Source organism: Mesorhizobium calcicola (assembly GCF_042682105.1).
Taxonomy (GTDB): Bacteria; Pseudomonadota; Alphaproteobacteria; order Rhizobiales; family Rhizobiaceae; genus Mesorhizobium; species Mesorhizobium calcicola.
In genome coordinates this window covers 16,590-37,200 of record NZ_JBHUGY010000069.1, presented here as the reverse complement: position 1 = coordinate 37,200, position 20,611 = coordinate 16,590, and the positions used below count along the sequence as shown (strand labels likewise).

The window sequence follows — 20,611 nt, the reverse complement described above, 5'->3', positions numbered from 1 at the left end:
GGTTTGGGGTGACAGGATTAAAGGATTCGCAGCGGCAGACCGTTCCGAGCCCCTTGTGATTGTCGCCGACTCTGTCGAAGAAGCGCTCGCTTTCCTCAGTCAGGTTCTGGCCGAGCCAGAGCTGGAACTACACAGGGACCGTGTGCTCGTCTTTGATGAACCTGGGGTTCTTCCAAAGTTTGCCCAAGGCACCGTCGATTTCATTGCGGTTTGCGCACACGCGCGAAGTCGAACGCGAGTTTGGACCTTACAGTTCAGTGTTGCGTACCATTGTTGTCTATCCGCGCAACGCCACCAACTCTGAACCTGACATCGTGCTAGAGCCGCTTGGCTACGATGCCTTCAACAAGGCCCTCGAGGCGATGGGGTAAGGGGCGTGATGACTTGACCTCACTCGCCGAGGCATCGGGCCGCTCGCTAACTGTTCTGCGCCGTCAGCTTTCGACAATCCCGGCGATCCGCACACCTGTGTGGGCCAGGGATCACGAGACTTCGTCAGGCCTCGTCCCGCTGGTGCTGGTTGGCGCATGGGATGCCCAGAACGAGGCAGACCAGACAGCGCTGTCACTGCTTGCAGGCGACATTCCTTTTGAGCATCTCGAAAAGCGCGTCCAGGAGTTTGCACAGCTGAACGACGCGCCTGTGTGGTCGATAGGGGGCTATCGCGGTGTCATCTCTAAGATCGACTCCCTTTTCGCGATTGCGGGTGCGTTTACCAAAGCAGATCTCAATCGCTTTCTTGACACTGCGCGCATGGTGCTTGGCGAAGACGATCCTGCACTTGACCTTCCAGAAAAAGACCGCTGGGCAGCATCAATGCACGGCAGGAAACGCGAGTTTTCGGGCGCAGTGCGCGAAGGTATCTCCGAGACGCTCGTCTTGCTCGCCGTGCACGGCAAGAACCTGTTTGGCAAGCGCCTAGGGTTCGATGGCGATCTCGCTGCCGCTAAGCTGATCCGAGATCTTCTCGACCCAATCTCCACACGCAAGCTCGAAGCCAATGATCGCGACCTTCCGCTTTATGCCGAGGCGGCGCCGGATGCGTTTCTTGACATCATCGAACGTGATCTGCGTGCTGCGCACCCCGAGACATTGGGCCTCCTCCGCCCAGCAGACACTGGTCACTTCGGCTCGTCCACTCCGCGCACCGGTCTGCTTTGGGCTCTGGAGGGACTGGCATGGAGCCCTGCAACCTTCTCACGTGTCGTGAAGACTTTGGGTCGGCTGTCAGAAGTCGAAATCAACGACAACTGGGCGAACAAGCCTATCAACTCGCTCGGCTCGATCTTCCGCGCGTGGATGCCGCAGACCGCAGCCGATCATGACGCGCGGCTCAAAGCTATTCGCCTCTTGCTTGAAAAGCATCCTGCGGTGGGCTGGCAAATCGCCCTTCAGCAGTTTGGTGACTATGGTAGCCGGGTTGGCGACTATAGCCATAAGCCCAAATGGCGGTCCGATGGCTATGGCTTTGGTGAGCCTTTCAAGACATGGGGTCCAATCAACGCCTTCGTGCTTGAAATGGTAGAACTCGCTCTAAGCAGGCCATCCTACACGGTGGAGATGCTCTGCGATCTAATCGGTAGACTTCATGCGCTTGGACCTGATTTCCAGGACCGGGTCTGGGATATCATCGACGAGTGGCGCAAGAGCGGCGCCAACGATGACGAAATTGCCAAGGTTCGCGAAAAATTACGGGTGACAGTGCTCTCGCGGCGCGGCCGTAAGAAAGCTGACGAGAAAGGACACGCAAGTCTTTCCAAAACCGCGAAGGCGATCTACGACGCGATGCGTCCGACAGATGTTGTAAATCAGCACGAATGGCTTTTCCGTCAGGACTGGATCGACGAGTCGGCCGACGAGTTCGCCGAAGAAGAAATCGACTTTGAGGCGCGAGAGAAACGCGTCGAGAAGCTTCGTATCGAAGCACTGACGGCAGTCGCCCAGGAGCGTGGCCTCGATGGTGTGTTTGATCTGGCGACTAAAGGCAGTTCGCAGCGTCGGATCGGCGCGTATCTGGCGAACGGCATCCTCAAAGAAGATCAGCTCCAGGACCTCGTTTTGCGGTCCCTACGTCCGCCCTCGGGCGAAACCGGCAGGGACAGTATCGCGGCAGGGGCAATGTGGGCCATGGACACGGATCGCCGTGAGGCCCTGTACACGACCTTACGCCCAATCCTCACAGAAGAAGAGGCTCTTCGCCTCCTACTTCTATCTCCCTACCGGATGACAACCTGGGAACTTGTGGATCAGCTGTCGACGGAGGCGCGCGCTACCTATTGGCGCGATGTTGTGCCTCAGTACGCATTTGACGCGCCGGACGAGAACAACGAAAGCGTGCGCCGTCTTCTCCAAGCCAAGAGACCCCGCGCTGCCTTTGCGGCCGTGCACTTCAAGCTAGACGAGATTCGCCCGCCTCTTCTCATCCAAATCCTGTCGGGCATGGTGCAGGAAGGGAACGATAGGCCCGGGGAATACCAACTGCGTGACTACGACATTCAGCGGGCCTTCCAACTGCTTGACCGCAACCCGGATATTTCGATCGAGGAGAAAGCCGGGTTGGAGTTCGCCTACATCGATGTGCTCGCCCGAACGTTCCGTGGCGGCGACGGTCATCAAATACCGAATCTTGAACGCTACGTAGAGGACCATCCTGACCTATTCGTCCAGGCGGTCGCCTGGGCATACAAGCGCAAGGATCGCGGTGAAGATCCTCTCGAATACCGCACTGGGGAAGGTCGCGAGCATCTCGCGACCCGTGGCTATCGTCTGCTCGAAGCGCTTGAACGAATTCCCGGACAAGGCAACGCTACTGAAAAAGAACAGCGCGAAAAGCTCAGTGAATGGGTTTCTACTGTGCGCAAAGCGTGCGCCGAGCTCGACCGTACCGATATAGCCGATGTCTGCCTTGGCAAACTTTTCTCAGGCGCACCAACGGGAAAGGATGAAGTGTGGCCGAACGAAGTGGTTCGCGACGTAATGGAAGACCTTCAGTCGGAGTCTCTTTCAAACGGGGCGCACACCGGTCTCTACAATGCGCGCGGCGTCCACTGGCGTGGCGAAGGCGGTGGGCAGGAGCGCGAGCTTGCGGACAAATATCGCAGGTGGGCGGACGCGTTGCAGTTCACGCATCCCTTCGTATCTTCCTCGCTGTTGATGTCGATGGTTAAGACCTATGAGCGGGAGGCCGATCAGCAGGACACAGAAGCGGGCATTCGCCGCCGCCTTCGTCACTGAAGGTCTTCCACTTATTCTTAGCAGGTGGGGTCTGTAGCCGCTGGCCGAAAACAAAACGGTTTGACGAGCGTTCCCCCACTCGGAAGGGGCTCCGTCCCGTAATGTTGGCAAGGTCACCGAACCAAGCGAATTGAAAACCTCTCGGCGTCATTTGCCGTGTTTACGAGGCAAATACCGTACGCCTGGGCCATTTCCGGCGTCTGGCATGAATTCGATCCCCTCTGCTTCGAATGTGGCCCTGATCGTCGCAAGGGTTGAGTCTTTTAGGTCTTCGCCTCGCTCAAAACGGGCGACGGTATCAGGTGAGACCCCTGCCTTGCGAGCCAGGTCTCTTGTTCCCCAACCCAGCGCTACGCGCGCCATTCTACACTGGATTATGTTCATTTCGTAACATTGATACGATTCTTGTTGATCCGGGCGCTTAATGGATTTATCGTACCCCTGATACGATAATGGTGGCTGGCGGGGCGGTTGCTGAGGGAAGAGCAACCTGCCTTTACAGCCTGACCGTAACCCAAGAGCAGTTGAGAACTCGGATCATGGCTGATTCCGACAATAGCACGACTTTGCCTTTCGTCACGCGCAGGAAGGTGCTTGCGGGAACGGCAATCGCAATGGCGGCGACACAGGCTAAATCGTTTGCTCGCAGCGAGTTGGAGGGTGATGACGCCATTGATCCTGCGGTGGCGGTGTGGAAACGATGGCAGGCGGCTTGGGAGGAGACTGAACGGCTTTGCAATCAGCAGCAGCGGTTGGAGAGGGTACTTATCGAGACCGTTGGTTTCCCTTGCACGACAGTGAAGTTGTCCGACGGCGGGAACGTGACCGTTCACTCTCTCGAAGCCCTCCAAGAATTGCTCGGTGTTCGTCCGGCGACCACAGTAGCCCGCACTCAGGCTGAAGCCGAAATCGTAGCCCATCAGGCGCGCTGGGATGCCGCCGGTAGGGAGATTGGTTATTCGACATCGTTACTTGCGGAGTGCGAAGCTGCCGAGCGCGCGCAGGCATTGCTCGAAGTCTTATCCCAGGTTCCTGCTACGTCACTGGCTGGTATAGCCGCTAAGCTAGATGCAGTGCTTCGGGAAGGGGAGTATTCGCTACACGACGGTGAATCCCCGTGGCCACAGATCCGCTCGGCTTTAGACGATATAGCTCGGATCAGGGAGCAGAAAATCACGAGCTGAAATCTCGGCACTAAGGTTCCGAAATCGCGATCATTCGGCGGTTTGGTGATTTTCGCGGGGCTTACCGAATCAAACTCTCTATCCATGGAGTGAAGGATGCAGTTCCGAAAGGCATTTGCGGAGCCAGGACGCCCCCACGTCATCCAGGCAGGGCCAAAGACTGAAACCGAGTGTAGCCCGCATCCCGCAGATCAGCACGTCGGCAGGCAGATCGCTATCGTTCGTGTCCTGTCGGACGTATCGCAAGCCCAGCTTGCCCGATCCATAGGCATCAGCTTCCAGCAGCTTCAGAAATACGAGAACGCGAAAAACCGCGTTAGTGCCTCCATGCTCTACGAGATCGCTAGTTCACTGGCCGTCCCGGTCAGCCGTTTTTTCGGAGGCCTGCCGGGCAATGAGACTGACCGTGACGTTCCCACGCTACCGGTAGACGAGCGCATCGATTTTATTGCCAGCGCGGAAGGCCGACGCCTGATTGAAGGGCTGGTGCAACTTAATCCACGGGTGCGCGGCCGAGTGTCGGCCTTAATCGCTGCATTGGGGGATGAACTGGCGGTCGTCGAGCCAAAGCAGGAGAGCGGAACGCCCGCCGAACCCATGTCGGTCGAGCCACGCTCCTCATATTGACAGGCGCCGGGAGTTCCAGAGCCCCGGAATGACTACCGGAAGCGAAGCGGAGTAGAAAAGGCAACGGGGGCGTACATAACGGGCATGCGAGATTACGCAGATTTCAACGATCCTTGCTCTGACCGCGCAGTCGCGCGTTCGAAGCAGGGCAAGTGCGATGAAAGTAACACGCCGAGATGCCAGTCGGCAGATCGAGACCGGCCCATCTTCTCGGGCGCGCGCTGTCGACAATGCCTTTCTCGAGCGAACCGTTCAACTCTTCGAGGCACGCACCGGTCGTTCGCTATCCAAGGAAGAAGCGCGCCAGATCGTGGAAAACGTTAGCGGGTTCTTTCGCATCCTTGCCGAATGGCACAAGATGGATTGAGCGGAGTGGACCCCCACCTCGTATCGTCCATTGGCGCTCGGGCCCTCAATGACACGAGGAAAACCGGCTGCGCCGACTGCTGGTTCACACGTTTTGGCCAGGCCTGACCGCCGACATGTTAATCACATGCGCCGTTTCGTGACCGCGAAGGAGCGGAGATGAAGCCGATCGACAAGCGAGCAGCACCGAAGGCGAAGCCCGGCAGCTTCGTGAAAGCGCTGCTTTATGCGCGCGTGTCCTCGAAAGAGCAGGAAAAAGAAGGCTTTTCGATCCCCGCGCAATGCAAGCTGCTGAGAGAATATGCTCTTCAGCGGCAGTTTGGCATTGTCGAGGAATATGTTGATGTCGAGACCGCCAAGAACGCGGGGCGGACCAACTTCGGCGAGATGGTCAAATATCTGCGCAAGCATCCTGGCGTACGCGTCATCTTGGTCGAGAAGACCGATCGCCTCTACCGCAACCTCAAGGATTGGGTGACGCTCGACGAACTCGATGTCGAGATCCACCTTGCCAAGGAGGGCGTGGTGCTGTCGCGCGACTCTCGATCCTCGGAAAAGTTCATGCATGGCATCAAAGTGCTGATGGCCAAAAACTACATCGACAACCTTTCTGAGGAAGCCCGGAAAGGGCAGATGGAAAAGGCGGAGCAGGGCATCTGGCCGTCCAAGGCGCCGCTCGGCTATCTCAATGTCACTGCCAAGGACGGCAAGAAGGTCATCGAGCCGGACCCGGTGGTTGCGTCGGTTATCACCAAGCTATTCGAGCGCTACGCGACCGGCCAGTATTCACTTAAGGCGCTCACGAAGGCGGCGCATTGCGACGGCCTCATCCATCCAAAGAGCGGCAACCCAGTACCGGTCAGTACAGTGCACACGATTTTGCGCAATCGGCTCTATACGGGCCTGTTTCAATGGAATGGTAGGCTGCACCACGGCAAGCACGAGCCGCTTGTATCGATCGACCTCTGGGAACGGGTCCAGGGCGTCCTGGCTGGCCGGCACGCGACCCCTATCCATTCCTATGGTTACGAGTTCGCCTTCTCGGGTCTCATGACCTGTGCTGAGTGCGGCTGTGCGGTCGTGGCGGAGGTCAAGAAGGGGAAATACATCTACTACCACTGCACGGGACACGCCGACAAAGGCCGGGGCGGCTATGCCGACTGTCGCCGCAAATATGTTCGCGAGGAGGTGCTGGATAAGACCTTTGCCGGCCTCCTGGACCAACTTTATTTCGATGCGGAGGTTCTGGAATGGGTACGCGACGCGCTAAAGGCGAGCCATGCAGACGAGCGGCGGGAGCAGGAACAGGCGATTGAGCGGTGTCAGACTCAGTACAAGCGTCTCGAAGACCGCCTCAACGCCATGTACCTGGACAAGCTCGACGGTCGCATCGACAATGCCTTCTACGACCGCATGTCGGCGCAATGGCGCGTCGAACAAGCGCGCCTGCTGCGTGAGATAGAGCGCCATGGCGAGGCGCAGGAATCATACATGGACGATGGGATCCAACTGCTTGAGCTAGCCCGCAACGCCAGTCAAATGTTCACTCGTCAGGCCCCAAATGAGAAAAAACGACTTTTGAATCTGGTGCTGTCGAACTGCGAATGGAATCGCGGCGAGGTCCGCGCGGTCTTCAGGCAACCGTTTGATTTACTTGCGGAAACGGCCGCGTCTGTGGCAGCTGCACAAGCTCGTGGGGATGTGTCGTTGACGAAGCATCCAATTTGGCTGGGGAACCTGGATTCGAACCAGGACTAACGGAGTCAGAGTCCGTGGGTCTACCGTTAACCTATTCCCCAGCAGGCGCGGTCATGAACCGTGCGGGCCGAGCGGCCAAGCCGCGTGAGCGCTGCCTTGTAGCCGCCGGTGGAAAATAGTCAAGCCTGCTCGGCAGTTCAATTGCTACGTTTCGTCAGTCGGTTTGAGATGCCGTGTTTCAGACGTCTCGCGGACCTCGAGTCCGATCGTGCGCGTCAGCTCTCGCTGCGGCTGAACTGCGAGCGTTCGAAGAACAGCACGACGCCGAGCCCGAGCAACAGCGGGATGATCAGGTAGAACAGCCGGAACACAAGCAGCGCCGCCAGCACGCCGACCGGATCCATGTCCGAAAGCCCGGCGAGGAAGACCACTTCGAACACGCCGAGCCCGCCCGGCGCGTGCGAGATTTGTGCGATCGAGAAGGAGACCAGGAACACGCCCAGCACGACGAAATAGCCGGGATTGTGGGCCGCGGGCAGGGCAAAGAAGATGATCGCGGCGGCCGCCAAGAGTTCGATCGGGCCGATCAGCAACTGCCGGGCGACGATCGGCAGCGCCGGGTAGTGCAGCTGGAAGCTGGCGATCTTCAGCGGGCGCAGATGCAGCCAGCTGCCGAATATGTAGGCGGCGACGAGGATCAGCATCGCAATGCCCGCCGCCTCCGATAGACCGTGATGGGCGATGCCGGAAAACCGGTCGAGTATCTGCGGTTCGAAGACCAGCACCAGCCCGGAGGCGAGAATCGTCGACAGCACGAAGGTGATCCAGCAGATCGCCACCAGGATACCGACATCCTGGCCGGTCAGGCCCCTGGTGCCGTAGGCGCGGTAGCGGATGACGGCGCCGGAGAGCACCGAGCCGCCGATGTTGTGCGACAGCGCATAGGTGGTGAAGGAGCACAGGGTGACGAACAGCCAGGACACCTTCTTGCCGATATGCAAGAGCGCGATGTGATCGTAGCCGGCGAGCGAGGCATAGGCGATGACCGAACACAGTGTCGCGAGAACCCAGCCACGGGCCGGAATGGCGGATATTCCGTCCCAGACATCGTCGAGCGAGATGCCGCGCAGTTCGTGCCAGAGGAGCAGCAGCGAGAAAATCACAGCCGCAATGCCGACGACCGGCCAGAAGTAGCGTCTCCAGTTCATTGCCTGACTGCCATGCGTTACGGATCCGCTTCCTTTTCTGTCGAGAGGCCGGTTGCGCCGGATTCTTCCGCTCATTTCAGAAATGCCTCATTGAAGCCGGCTATTCAACCGCGAACGTTTCTGGCGGCGGCAGCCGGCAGGATTTGTCTACGTCGCGGGCGGCTGGAAGGGGCGCCAGCCGGCGTTGCGCCTACCAATTCAGCCTTGCGGGTACATTACGCGGCGTGGCCGGAAAGGCGGTTCGCGCGCCCAGCCGGCAAAATTCGGCGCGCGGCTCTTGGTGATCGGGCGCGGCACTGTTAGTCTGGCGGCAACTTAAAACACGTCAAAGCGCCTGCTGCGTCCGTCATCGGTTCGCGCGGCGCCGGAAGGAACGACAGTGGAAGACCGCGACACCGGTGCCGGGGCGCCGGAGGTAGGCGCGTCCAGCGCTTCCCCAGGGCCAGCGGGCTCGTGGCGGCAACGCCGCCCGACGGAGTCCCGCTCCGCCAACGGGCAGGCGGGCGACGCAAGCCATCCCCACAAGGGCAAGCCCAAGAAGCGGCGCAAGCGAAGGCGCGGCCGCAAGGTTTTTGCGCGCGACAAAGCGCGTCCCACGGAGAATCGATCGCCTGTGCCGGGCAACGCCATTTCGGCTCCGGAAGCGACCAAACTACCCGAATTGATGGTGCTGCCCGCCGCTGCGCCGACACGGCACGAACAGGGCACCCGTCGACCGCCGCTGCAGGAGCTTCCGGTGTTTGCGGCTCTCGACCTCGGCACCAACAATTGCCGGCTGCTGGTTGCCGTGCCGACGCGGCATGGCCAGTTCCGCGTCATCGACGCCTTTTCGCGCATCGTCAGGCTGGGCGAGGGGCTCACCGCCAATGGCCGGCTCGGCCAGCCGGCGATGGACCGCGCGGTCGAGGCGCTGAAGATATGCGGTGATAAATTGCGCAACCGCAAGATCAGGAAGGCCCGGCTGATCGCCACCGAGGCCTGCCGCTCGGCTGAAAACGGCGTCGAATTCCTTGAGCGCGTCGAGCGCGAGGCCGGCCTGAAGCTCGAGATCATCGACCGCCAGACCGAAGCGCGGCTGGCGGTTTCCGGCTGCGGTTCGCTGGTCGAGCGCGACACGCAAGGCGTCGTCCTGTTCGACATTGGCGGTGGTTCGTCCGAAATCGCGCTGATCGATCTCGCCGGCCGTCGCTCGCCGCGTCTCGCCAACCATATCGTCTCGTGGACGTCGCTGCCGGTCGGCGTCGTGTCGCTGGCCGAACGTTTCGGCGGCCGCACAGTGACACGCGAGATCTTTGCGGCCATGGTCGACGACGTCGCCGGCCGGTTGGCCAGCTTCGACGGCCGTGACCGGTTGAGCCATCTCAGGGCCAGCCCGAATTTCCATCTGCTCGGCACGTCGGGCACGGTGACGACGCTGGCCGGCGTTCACCTTGACCTCGAACGCTATGATCGCCGGCGTGTCGACGGGCTGTGGATGGACCGCCACAGCGTCGATCGCATGGTCGAAAAACTGGTCGGCTGGGATTTCCAGCAGCGCTGCGCCAACCCTTGCATCGGTGCAGATCGCGCCGATCTGGTGCTGGCCGGCTGTGCTATCCTTGAAGCGATCCGTGCGGTGTGGCCGTCGGAGCGGCTGCGCGTCGCCGACCGTGGCCTGCGCGAGGGCATATTGAGCGAGCTGATGGCCGATGACGGCGTCTGGCGCAACGATGGGCGTGGCAGAGGATGATCCGGTTTTCGGAAAAGATCATGCTCAAACAAGAAATCAGGCAATGACCAAGAAACCGGAAAAACCAGGATCGGCCAGCATTCGCGTGCTGAAGACGCGGATCAAGAAGAAGAGCGGTCTGAAGGAATCTTCGCGCCGCTGGCTGCAGCGCCACATCAACGATCCCTACGTCCAGCGCTCCAAGGCGGACGGTTATCGCTCGCGCGCGGCCTACAAGCTGATCGAGATTGACGACAAGCACCATCTCCTGAAACCCGGCATGAAGGTGATCGATCTGGGTGCCGCCCCCGGCGGCTGGTGCCAGGTCGCGGCCGCGCGCACGAAATCGACGGCCGACAACCCTCATGTCGTCGGCATCGACTACCTGGAAATGGATGCGGTGCCCGGTGCGCCGGTGCTGTTGATGGATTTCCTCGATCCGCTGGCACCGCAAAAGCTGGCCGAGGCGCTGGGCGGAGACCCGGATGTCGTGCTGTCCGACATGGCGGCACCCACCACCGGCCACAAGAGAACCGACCATATCCGCACCATGCATCTGTGCGAGGTGGCGGCCGATTTCGCGCTATCGGTGCTGAAGCCGGGCGGGCATTTCCTCGCCAAGACCTTTCAGGGCGGCGCCGAAAACGAACTGCTCTCGATGCTCAAGCGCAACTTCCGCTCGGTCCACCACGTCAAGCCGCCGGCATCGCGAGACGAGTCGGTCGAGCTTTATCTGTTGGCCAAGGACTTCAAAGGGCGAGAGGCGCCGAGTAGTGCCCAGAGTGAAAGCGCCGAGCAGGAGCCGTCCGAAGGCTGACGGCTGCCTCCCGAGCCGGCATCAATTCCCCGGCGGGCTCACCGTTTCCAGCGTCTTGGGCGTGCTCAGCCGGCCATGACCGGAGACGGCGTTGCCGGCATCGGGCGCCAGTCGCATGAACGACAGCGACGCGGCGGCGGAAATCGCCGCGACGACGAAGAACGCGGTGTGAAAATCCGCCAGCGTCAGCGACCTGTCATTGATGCTCGTGGATACTTCCAGGACGCCGCCGGCCACCGCCACGCCGAGCGCGATCGACAGCTGCTGGAAAACGGCGGCAATCGGCGTCGCCTTGCTGGTGTCCTCGGCCGAAACCTCGGCATAGGCAAGAGCATTGACGCCGGTGAAGAACATCGACCGGATGAAGCCGCCGATGAGAAGCATGGCCAGCATCAGCAGATAGGGTGTGTCGGGGGTGAAAAGGCCGTAGATGGCGATCGACGCCGCGGCGACCAGCGCGCCGACGACCAGCACGCGGCGAAAGCCTGCGACGCGGAAGATCAGCGCGGTGATGAATTTCACGCCGATGGCGCCGACCGCCGAGACGAAGGTGATCATGCCGGACTGGAAGGGCGTCAGCCCGAAGCCGATCTGGAACATCAACGGCAGCAGGAACGGCACGGCGCCGATGCCGATGCGGAACAGTGAGCCGCCGAGCACTGCAGAGCGGAACACCTGATTGCGGAACAATTCGAGCGCCAGCAGCGGATTTTTGGCGCGGCGCGCGTGCAGCAAATAGAGCGCTCCCGAGAGCAGGCCGACCGCCACCGTGATGATGCCGACGATCGGCGGCAGATACGGCAGGCTGACCACCGACAGGCCAAACACCACGCCGGATGCCGCCAGCCCGCTCAGCACGAAGCCGATGAAATCAAGGGGCGGGTTCTGCGTCGGCTCGGTCTCCGGCAGGAAACGCGTCGCCAGCCAGATGCCGATCAGACCGATCGGCACATTGATCAGGAAGATCCAGTGCCAGGTGAAATAGGTGGTGATGAAGCCGCCGATCGGCGGTCCGACCAATGGCCCGACCAGCGCCGGAACGGTGAGCCAGGACATCGCCGCGACAAGTTCGCTTTTCGGTGTCGCCCGCACCAGCACCAGTCGTCCGACCGGTGTCATCATGGCGCCGCCAATGCCTTGCAGGAAGCGCGACACCACGAAAGCCGGCAGCGAGCCTGAAACAGCGCAGGCGACCGAGCCGACGATGAAGACCGCGATCGCGGCGCGAAACACGTTCTTGGCGCCGAAGCGATCGGCCATCCAGCCGCTGATCGGAATGAAGATCGCCAGCGACACCAGATAGGCAGTCAGCGCCAGCTTCAGCGCGATCGGGCTGGTGTGGATGTCGATCGCGATCGCTGGCAGCGATGTCGCGATAACGGTCGAATCCATGTTTTCCATGAAAAGTGCGACCGCCAGGATGAGCGGGATGGTGCGGTTCAAGGAACGCGTCCAGACTTGAAAGTTGCGTCGCCGCTTGAAAGTTGCGTCGCCGGTTGCGTGCGGGCCTTGAGGGCGGCGGTTATCATGCCTTCGCCGAGATGTCGCATTAATTGCAGTCACTTTTGTGCGACCGGCAACCACAGGTGGCGCCCTTTCGGAAAGACGTCACCTTTTCGGGAGCGTGAAATCATCGGCTTTTCATCCGCAGCGGGACGTGTTACGAGCCAGCGCCAATCCTGAAAGGGAAGAAGACGAGTCGGCGCTGTCCATTCTGGTCAAGCGCTTTTTCTGTATTCCGAGGACTGGCCATGGCAAAAATCATCGAAACGTCCACCGGCGCACTGGCGCTCACCTTTGACGACGTGCTGCTGCAGCCCGGCCATTCCGAGGTCATGCCTGGCGAGACCGACGTCCGCACCCGCATCGCCGGCGACATCGACCTCAATGTGCCGATCCTGTCGGCGGCGATGGACACCGTCACCGAAGCGCGGCTTGCCATTGCCATGGCCCAGGCTGGCGGCATTGGCGTCATCCATCGCAATTTTTCGCCCGCCGAGCAGGCCGAGCAGGTGCGGCAGGTCAAGAAATTCGAATCCGGCATGGTGATCAATCCCGTCACCATCGGCCCCGACGCCACCCTTGCCGACGCGCTTTCGCTGATGCGCACCTATTCGATCTCGGGCATTCCGGTGGTCGAGAACGGCGGCACCGGTGGCCAGAAGATCGGTCGGCTGGTCGGCATCCTGACCAACCGCGACGTGCGCTTTGCGTCCGATCCGGCGCAGAAGGTCTACGAACTGATGACCCGTGAGAACCTGATCACGGTCAAGGAGAATGTCGACCAGGACGAGGCCAAGCGCCTCCTGCATCAGCACCGCATCGAAAAACTGGTCGTCGTCGACAGCCGAGGCAATTGCGTCGGGTTGATCACCGTTAAGGACATCGAGAAGTCGCAGCTCAACCCGCACGCCACCAAGGACGCGCAGGGCCGCTTGCGCGCCGCCGCCGCCACCAGCGTCGGCGATGACGGCTTCGAGCGCGCCGAACGCCTCATCGATGCCGGCGTCGACCTTCTGGTGATCGACACCGCGCACGGTCACTCGCAGCGCGTGCTTGACGCCGTGACGCGCGCCAAGAAGCTCTCCAATTCGGTTCGCATCCTGGCCGGTAACGTCGCTACCGCTGAAGGCACGCAGGCGCTGATCGACGCCGGCGCCGACGCCGTCAAGGTCGGCATCGGCCCGGGCTCCATCTGCACCACCCGCATCGTTGCCGGCGTCGGTGTGCCGCAGCTTTCGGCCATCATGTCGGCGGTCGAGATGGCGCACAGATCGGGCGTCTCGGTGATCGCCGATGGCGGCATCAAATATTCCGGCGATCTCGCCAAGGCGCTTGCCGCCGGCGCCAGTGCGGCCATGATCGGCTCGCTGCTGGCCGGCACCGATGAAAGCCCGGGCGAGGTCTATCTGCACCAGGGCCGCTCCTTCAAGGCCTATCGCGGCATGGGCTCGGTCGGCGCCATGGCGCGCGGCTCGGCCGATCGCTACTTCCAGGCCGAGGTGCGCGACACGCTGAAACTGGTCCCGGAAGGCATCGAGGGGCAGGTTCCCTACAAAGGACCTGTGTCTGGCGTGCTGCACCAGCTTGCAGGCGGGCTGAAAGCCGCTATGGGTTATGTTGGCGGTCGCGATCTTGCCGATTTCCGCGAACGCGCCACTTTTGTACGCATATCCAACGCCGGACTTCGTGAAAGCCACGCCCATGACGTCACGATTACCCGCGAAAGCCCGAACTATCCCGGCGGAGCCTGATCCGTACGGGCTCTGGCGGAGCCTGACTGCAACGATCCTGCGGCTGTCGCGCCACGCGGCCGCGCTTTGCTTTCTGTCGGGGGCGGTTTTCATCGCCATGACGGTGCTGGAATTCTCCTATTTCCGGCAGTTGAGCGGCGGCCTGGCGTCACTCGACACGCGTTTTCTCGGTTTCACACCGGACGAAGGCATGGCCTGGCTGACGGCGCTCGGCCGGCGCGGTGGCGAGATCATTCTCGTCTGGCACTATCTGACCTTCGACTTGCTGTTCCCGGCGCTGTTGTCGGTGACGCTGGTCAGCCTGATCCTGTCCAGCGGCCGGCGATTGAAGACCTTCCGCGTGCTGCCGGGGCAACTGCAGTCGATCTTCGCGCTGATTCTAGTGCTGCCCTACACGTTGGCCGACTATGCCCAGAACATCGCGGTGGCGCGCCTGCTGTCCGATTTCCTGTCGGCCAATCCGGATTCGCTGTCTCTCGCCTCGGCGCTGATCGTCACCAAATTCGCGCTTCTCGCCATTCCGCTGACCGTCATTGCCGCTTTCTGGCTGGCGGGCCTGAAACACCAGGCTTGATGCCAAAACGGGCAGGGGCGCTTCATGAACCAGACCACGATCTTCTGGCCTGTTCTGGCGCATGTGTTGCTGATCTACATCGTCTACATCGTTCTGGGTCGCCGCAGATACGGCGCGGTCAGGTCAGGTGAAGCCAAGGCCGGTCAGTACAAGGCGCGCTCGACCGAGCCGGCCTCCAGCATTACCGTTGCCAGCAATCTCATCAACCAGTTCGAATTGCCGATGCTGTTCTACGTGCTGTGCCTGACGCTGCACGTGACCAACGGCGTCAACTACCTGACCCTGGCGCTAATGTGGATTTTTGTCGCGTCGCGCTATTTCCACGCCTGGGTTCATCTCACCAGCAACAATCTGCGGCTGCGCAGCCGCTCTTTCTTCGTCGGTGCCATTGTGCTGGCGCTGGCCTGGATCTGGTTCGCGCTGCATCTGCTGGGTGTGAACAGCTAAGGCATGTCGCTGGAAAGCGGTCGGACAACGACACGCATAGAAAACGGGTTGAAGCGCGTCGCATGGATCTGTTTCGACGTGCCGCGCTTTAGGCCGGCGTGCGGACGATGCCGTGCGCATGCATCTGTTGCGGATATGGCTGCGCAATGGGGAACGGCGGCGCTTGGTTGGGGCTCGCGCCGCCGTCTCCGCGCTGACGCTTCTCGTGCATCCAACTTTGGTAGAGCGCGATGTGACGTTTCGCTTCCAGCTCATGCGAGAACCTTGCGGCGGTCGGCGGCCCATTGGCGCGCAATCGCGCGAGTTGCGAAGGATTGTTCAGCAGGTTGAGCACCGCTGCGGCAGCGCCGACCTGATCGCGCGGTCGCACCAGCAGGCAGTTTTCTCCATCGCGCGCATATTCGCCAAGGCCACCCAGGTCCGTCATCACCGGTACAACGCCGCAAGCCATCGCCTCGAGCCCCGGCCGGCCGAAACCCTGCCAGTGCGAGGCATCGACCAGGATGTCGGCCTGCGAGAGGATCTTGGCGATCTGGTTCTGGTCGAGAGGTCCGGTGTTGACGTAATCAAAAGGAAGGTCCGGCATGAGAGACTGGTGAACCCCGATCAAGACCAACTCGACGTCGGGGCGCCCGGCGCGCACGCGTTCGAAGATCTCGATGGTCTCGCGAAAACCCCGGCGTTGTTTCTGCGGACCGGGCTCGGCAACAGCAACCACCCGCAGGCGCCCATCACGTCGGACATCGCGTGGATAGAACACCCCGAGGTCGAGACCGAGTGGCACGATCGTGCATTTGGGCCCATGGCTTCCGACCATGGTGGCGAGCCAGCGGGACTTCACGATGTGATGGTCGGCACAAGCGTATGACGCCACGACATCTCGTTGTTCCGCGTAATCGGTATCCTTGTAGAACCACGCCTCGTAGTCTTGGATGAAGTAGACCGAAACGAAGGAATGACGCTGTCGCAGCGCGCGCAATTGGCGATGCGCGGTGGTCCAGAAAGTCGCAATCACAATGTCGCTGTCGGGGAAAGCGTCGACCATGTGATCGATGTCGCGATAGATCAGCGGCTGGAGCCACAAGTTCAAGAACTCCGGATTGATCTCGGCCGCGGTGGTTGCAAACTTGACGTCGTGTCCATCGAGCAACATCTCGCGTGCGAGTTGTACGATCGAAATGACTCCGCCCGCCCGACCAAGCTCAGGCACCAGGAAGGTAATCCTGAGCTTGTTCGCTTCAGCCGGAGGCAAGGAAGCCACATAGCCCGGAGTTGGATAGGCGACGGCACGCCCCTCAAAGCGCAATGGCGGATCCGCGAGGCGGCGAATATTGCGCTCGAGCAGGGCCGCCTCGCTGTCCGGGGCCATGGCCGAGCCGAGTGTGCCCCATAATGGCGAATGGCCCTCCACGCGTTGAGCCGCGGAGATCGTGTGCCTCAGGCCGAGGGTACGACGCCCTTGGTCCACAAGAGCGTCAGTGATACCCGCCGGCTCCGCTGGCGAGAGCGTGCCTTGGAGTAGACGATGGCGGATATGCTGCAACGGGTCGTTGCGCATATATACGCTCCAATCGCGAAGGTATGCCGGCTCCCAACGCGCATCGAAAATCTTGCGATTTCGGGTATAGCGCTCACTGCGTTGCTGCTCGTCATGAGAGCCGAGCCCCTTGTGGTAGATGTAAACGTCATCTGCGGCAACGACACGGAAGCCGGCCTCCGTCAGGCGCATGCAGAGATCGGATTCCTCGCAGTACGACTCCCGGTAGACAGGGTCGAATGCTCCGACAAGCTCAAGCGCCGAACGGCGCAACAGCATGCACATCCCGACGCCGGTGGTGAGGTCCGGGTAATTGCGTTCCGCGATGCCCACGATCCGGCGCGCCATCGTGAACACGCTGAGCCCGGGTGCGAGCCGCACGGAAGTATTGCCGGATTCGTTGGTGAGCGGATTGACGAACGCGATCCTGCTGTCGCTTTGCGCGCACGCGACCAGCCCATCCAGCCACCCGGGCGTCACGATCGTGTCCGAGTTGAGCAGAACGACATAATCCGCGTTCGACATCGCTATGCCACGGTTGCAGGTCTGGACGAAGCCGAGGTTCCCTTTGTTGCGCGACAGAACAAATCGCTCGTCGCCGGACAAAAGCTGCGCGAGACGTTGATGGGTAGCCTCGCTGCTGCCGTCGTCAATCACGAAAACACGGTATTGGCGATGAGTGTGCTTGGCGATGGAGCGGATACAGTCACGCACGAGCGAAAAGCTTTCGTGCACCGGTATCACAATATCGACGGTGGGCATCACGCGGGCCGATGCCTGATGCGTTATGCGCTGCGACGAGGCGATGTCCGCGCGCACACCTCGCCACCATCCGTCCAGCACGATCAGCGACCAGATCATCCGCGCGAGCGACATTCCCAGCGACTGTTGTGCGAAAAGGACGGTTTCCAAGGCACTGCGCGACAGAATGCCATCTTCGACGAGCGACGATCCCAGAACATGATCGCGAGCGAATGCCGCGAGCGCATTGCGAAACCAATCGTCGAGCGGCACACCGAAACCCTGCTTGCGGCGATCGAGTATCTCGCGCGGAACAAGCGGACGCACGGCCTCACGCAGGATCCGCTTGCCTGTCCCTGCTTGAAATTTGAAGTCGTCCGGAAGCCCGAATGCAAACTCAATCAGCCTATGATCCAGCATGGGCACCCTGGCCTCAAGACTGTGAGCCATCGTGGCGAGATCCAGCTTGGTCATCAGGTTGTTTGTGAGCCAGATGTTCGAGTCGAAGTAGAGCGCCCGCTGCAGGCGTGTATGCGACCGGCTGTGGGGCAACCAGCGTTCTTCCGAAGCGGCAACGTCGCGGACGAACGCCTCAAACGGTGGCCGTCGGTCCAGGTCCAGCATGCTCCAGGCGAATTCGAGACTCACCATGTGGGGAAAGCCGCTGTGGCGGCTTTTCCCGGATGGTTTCGGCAACGGCATCGCATGGCCGAGACGCTCGCGGATACGTCGACTGCTGTCCGCTTGCGCGCGTATATCCAACTCATCGCGAGGCGGCGGCTCTCCGGCGAACGGTGCATAGTACGGATAGCCCGCAAAAACCTCGTCGGCGCCTTCGCCGGACAACACCACTTTCACGTGCTGCGCGGCAACTTTCGACAGAACATATGTCGGGAACATAGCTGCGTCGCCGATGGGGTCATCCATTCCAGCGCAGTATTGGTCGGCGTGCCGCAGGAACTCCTGCTCATCGAACGCCAGCACCGTGTGCCGCGTCGACAGCGCTTTCGCCACCAGCGCGGAGGCCGCGCTCTCGTCGTGTTCCGGCGCGGTCGGAAATGTAACCGAGAAGGTGCGCACGTCATCCGAGAATTTCGACATCAATGCCGCGACGACGGTCGAGTCCAGTCCGCCGGAGAGGAAACATCCGATAGGCACATCGGCGACCATCTGTCGCCTCACCGTGTCCTCAAGCAAATCGCGCAGCTGTTCCGTTGCTTCGGTGAAGGAGCGGCTCGCCTCCGGAGGCGCATCCGAAAAGCTCCAGTAGCGCGTCCGTTCAACCGCGCCGCCGTCGCGCCAGGTCAAAATATGTCCGGGCGCCAGCCGCATGACGTCGGCGAGCAAAGTCCGCTCGGTCGGCGCAAACTGGTAGAGAAGATAGGACCACAGCGCACGCTCGTCGAGCTTGGGCAGGCACAGGCCAGATCTGACGAGTGACCGCAACTCAGAGGAAAACGCGAGACCACAGTTGCGCTCGACGTAGTAGAGCGGCTTGACACCCGAGCGGTCTCTAACGAGATGCGCTACCCTTTGCACATCGTCCCAGATGCAAAATGCGAACACGCCGTTCAGGCGCTCGGCCAGCGAGCGTATGCCCCATTGCTCATAGCCGTGCACCAAGACCTCGGTGTCACTGGCGCTGCGGAAGATATGTCCATGTGCCGTGAGTTCACGCCGCAAGTCTTGAAAATTGTAACACTCGCCGTTGTAGACGACCCGCACCGTGCCGTCTTCGTTCGCCATGGGTTGATGGCCGCCGGCGATGTCGATGATCGCCAATCGCCGGTTGCCTATGCCGATCGGGCCATCGATATGCATGCCGCTGTCGTCTGGCCCGCGATGCGCGATCGCGTCGAGCATAGCCGCAAGCACAGCCGGCTCCACCGCGCCGGAACGATCGTTGAGAAGAAGTCCTGCGATGCCGCACATCGTGTTACCGCGCCTTGACTGGTAAAGACGCGATCAGCGCCTCAGAACCGCTTGCTTCAGACGTGTATACAACGCCAGCGCCCTGCCGGCCCTGCTCTTCTGCAGGTCGATCAGCGCCTGAGCCCGAGCACGCAGTTCGTGCATTTGGGATTCGGCTCGAGCCTCGATCTCGCGAATTTGCTCGGCAAGCGAGGAGGCGATGCGCGTTTCCATCGCGATCGCCGCGCCTTGATCGGCCAACGCCTGATCCCGAGCACGCACCTCACGCGCCAGAAATTCGGCCCGCGCGTCGAGCTCGCGCAGTTGCCCGGCCAGCGAGGCTACGGTCGCGTCGAATGCGTCGCTGTCGCGCTTCCGTTCCACGGCCACGGCCTCGGTCAGGCGGTCGATCGCGCTACGCTGCACGCTTGCTTCCAACAAATGGTGCATCAGCGCGACCGAAGCTGCCTCGTTGCGCCCGTCAGGCTGCGGCGCAGGGCTTTCGGGCAGGCTTTGGGCCGCCGCGGCGACCAATGTCCAATAGCCATCCTGTGGATGATGCACCGGAAACAGCTTGGCGAACGCCGCCACGGCGGCCGCATCGGTCGCGCCAAGCCGACCGCGATGGGAACCTCGCACCGCCGCGACACTCTCGGATGCCTGCCATAGAGCGATGCTTTCGACTGGCCGGGAGATCAGATTTGCGAAGTACGGCGCAATCCAAGTGAGTAGGAGGTCGAGATGCGGAAGGCCCAACTCGAGCTGCGACCCGAGCACCGGATGATCCTCGTTGTGCACCTGTTGATAGGTATCGGCGACCGCACGAACCGCCGCGTTGATTTCGGGCGCGTCAAACGCGTTCGCAAGGATGATACCGTGACGCGCAAGCTGGCAGAGCTGTGCGACCGCTCTCTGTCGTCGTGACGGCTCGAACATCGGAAGCCAGTCGAGCGCGACGGCCAGGGTGAATGGGTCTCCGAAATTGGACAGATTCTGGGCGTCGCCGTCGATGTGCGTGATATCGTAGTCGGCCACCGCGACGCCTTTGACCGCGCCCGACTGACGCAAGAACGCCGCAAGCAGTTCCGGCTCGCCTCCGATCTGAAGAATCCGCACCGGCTCCGCGGCACGGATGTGCTGTACCGTGACCGCCAGCAGCTCCTGCACTGCCGTGGCGATCGGAACGTAGACCCGCGCGATGCGCCAGGCATCCCACGGATCCCAGGCTGTCATCGAAGCGGTCTTCGCCGCGTTGGGCGCATTCCCGGCTTGCACGAGCCTCGCTTCAGCATACACGCCACTTCT

Annotated in this window: 15 protein-coding genes and 1 tRNA gene; 11 read left to right on the top strand and 5 right to left on the bottom strand. The window is 61.3% G+C overall.

The window, feature by feature from the left end; all coding sequences use genetic code 11:
* Positions 1–155 precede the first annotated feature (155 nt).
* The 6 genes from ACFSQT_RS34860 to ACFSQT_RS34835 all read left to right on the top strand — a co-directional run bounded on the left by ACFSQT_RS34860 (position 156) and on the right by ACFSQT_RS34835 (position 7,169).
* On the top strand, positions 156–371 hold the full coding sequence (locus ACFSQT_RS34860; RefSeq protein WP_379026581.1) for a hypothetical protein: 216 nt from the start codon (positions 156–158) through the stop codon (positions 369–371).
* 13 nt (positions 372–384) lie between these two features.
* A complete protein-coding gene (locus ACFSQT_RS34855) occupies positions 385–3,234 on the top strand; it encodes an addiction module antitoxin (RefSeq protein WP_379026580.1) in 2,850 nt (949 codons plus the stop codon).
* Positions 3,235–3,773: 539 nt separating this feature from the next.
* A complete protein-coding gene (locus tag ACFSQT_RS34850; protein WP_379026579.1) occupies positions 3,774–4,418 on the top strand; it encodes a hypothetical protein in 645 nt (214 codons plus the stop codon).
* A 96-nt stretch (positions 4,419–4,514) separates the two neighbouring features.
* Positions 4,515–5,045, top strand: coding sequence for a helix-turn-helix domain-containing protein (locus ACFSQT_RS34845; RefSeq protein WP_379026578.1), 531 nt, complete (start codon positions 4,515–4,517; stop codon positions 5,043–5,045).
* Positions 5,046–5,202: 157 nt separating this feature from the next.
* On the top strand, positions 5,203–5,412 hold the full coding sequence (locus tag ACFSQT_RS34840; RefSeq protein WP_379026577.1) for a hypothetical protein: 210 nt from the start codon (positions 5,203–5,205) through the stop codon (positions 5,410–5,412).
* Between the two features lie 158 nt (positions 5,413–5,570).
* A complete protein-coding gene (locus tag ACFSQT_RS34835; RefSeq protein WP_379026576.1) occupies positions 5,571–7,169 on the top strand; it encodes a recombinase family protein in 1,599 nt (532 codons plus the stop codon).
* Here ACFSQT_RS34835 and ACFSQT_RS34830 read toward each other — a convergent pair.
* Both ACFSQT_RS34830 and ACFSQT_RS34825 read right to left on the bottom strand, forming a co-directional pair.
* Positions 7,137–7,210, bottom strand: a tRNA-Gln gene (locus tag ACFSQT_RS34830). The genes ACFSQT_RS34835 and ACFSQT_RS34830 overlap by 33 nt on opposite strands.
* A gap of 174 nt (positions 7,211–7,384) precedes the next feature.
* A complete protein-coding gene (locus ACFSQT_RS34825) occupies positions 7,385–8,317 on the bottom strand; it encodes a lysylphosphatidylglycerol synthase domain-containing protein (protein WP_379026574.1) in 933 nt (310 codons plus the stop codon).
* A gap of 379 nt (positions 8,318–8,696) precedes the next feature.
* On the opposite strand from ACFSQT_RS34825, the gene ACFSQT_RS34820 reads away from it, so the two are divergent.
* A complete protein-coding gene (locus ACFSQT_RS34820; RefSeq protein ID WP_379026572.1) occupies positions 8,697–10,046 on the top strand; it encodes a Ppx/GppA phosphatase family protein in 1,350 nt (449 codons plus the stop codon).
* A gap of 43 nt (positions 10,047–10,089) precedes the next feature.
* Entirely contained in the window at positions 10,090–10,842 is a 753-nt protein-coding gene (locus ACFSQT_RS34815) for an RlmE family RNA methyltransferase (RefSeq protein WP_379026570.1), read from the top strand.
* 21 nt (positions 10,843–10,863) lie between these two features.
* Here ACFSQT_RS34815 and ACFSQT_RS34810 read toward each other — a convergent pair whose 3' ends face one another.
* Positions 10,864–12,285 carry a DHA2 family efflux MFS transporter permease subunit gene (locus ACFSQT_RS34810; RefSeq protein WP_379026568.1) on the bottom strand — a complete coding sequence of 474 codons (1,422 nt, stop codon included), beginning with the start codon at positions 12,283–12,285 and terminating at the stop codon, positions 10,864–10,866.
* 308 nt (positions 12,286–12,593) lie between these two features.
* Between ACFSQT_RS34810 and guaB the strand changes: the two genes are divergently transcribed.
* Genes guaB through ACFSQT_RS34795 form a run of 3 tightly spaced genes read left to right on the top strand, consistent with a single transcriptional unit; the run spans position 12,594 to position 15,117 of the window.
* Positions 12,594–14,096, top strand: a complete 1,503-nt coding sequence (guaB, locus tag ACFSQT_RS34805) for an IMP dehydrogenase (protein ID WP_379026566.1) — start codon at positions 12,594–12,596, stop codon at positions 14,094–14,096.
* Positions 14,047–14,670, top strand: a complete 624-nt coding sequence (locus ACFSQT_RS34800) for a hypothetical protein (protein WP_379026564.1) — start codon at positions 14,047–14,049, stop codon at positions 14,668–14,670. The genes guaB and ACFSQT_RS34800 overlap by 50 nt, the downstream gene beginning before the upstream one ends.
* 24 nt (positions 14,671–14,694) lie before the next feature.
* Positions 14,695–15,117: an MAPEG family protein gene (locus ACFSQT_RS34795; RefSeq protein ID WP_379026562.1), complete on the top strand. Its 423-nt coding sequence runs from the start codon at positions 14,695–14,697 to the stop codon at positions 15,115–15,117.
* A gap of 88 nt (positions 15,118–15,205) precedes the next feature.
* Here the strand turns inward: ACFSQT_RS34795 and asnB are convergent, their stop codons facing one another.
* Together asnB and ACFSQT_RS34785 are read right to left on the bottom strand one after the other, a co-directional pair.
* Positions 15,206–19,327, bottom strand: coding sequence for an asparagine synthase (glutamine-hydrolyzing) (asnB, locus tag ACFSQT_RS34790; protein WP_379026560.1), 4,122 nt, complete (start codon positions 19,325–19,327; stop codon positions 15,206–15,208).
* Positions 19,328–19,360: 33 nt separating this feature from the next.
* The gene (locus tag ACFSQT_RS34785) at positions 19,361–20,602 is read right to left on the bottom strand and encodes a hypothetical protein (RefSeq protein WP_379026558.1); all 1,242 of its coding nucleotides are present in this window, start codon (positions 20,600–20,602) and stop codon (positions 19,361–19,363) included.
* Positions 20,603–20,611 lie beyond the last annotated feature (9 nt).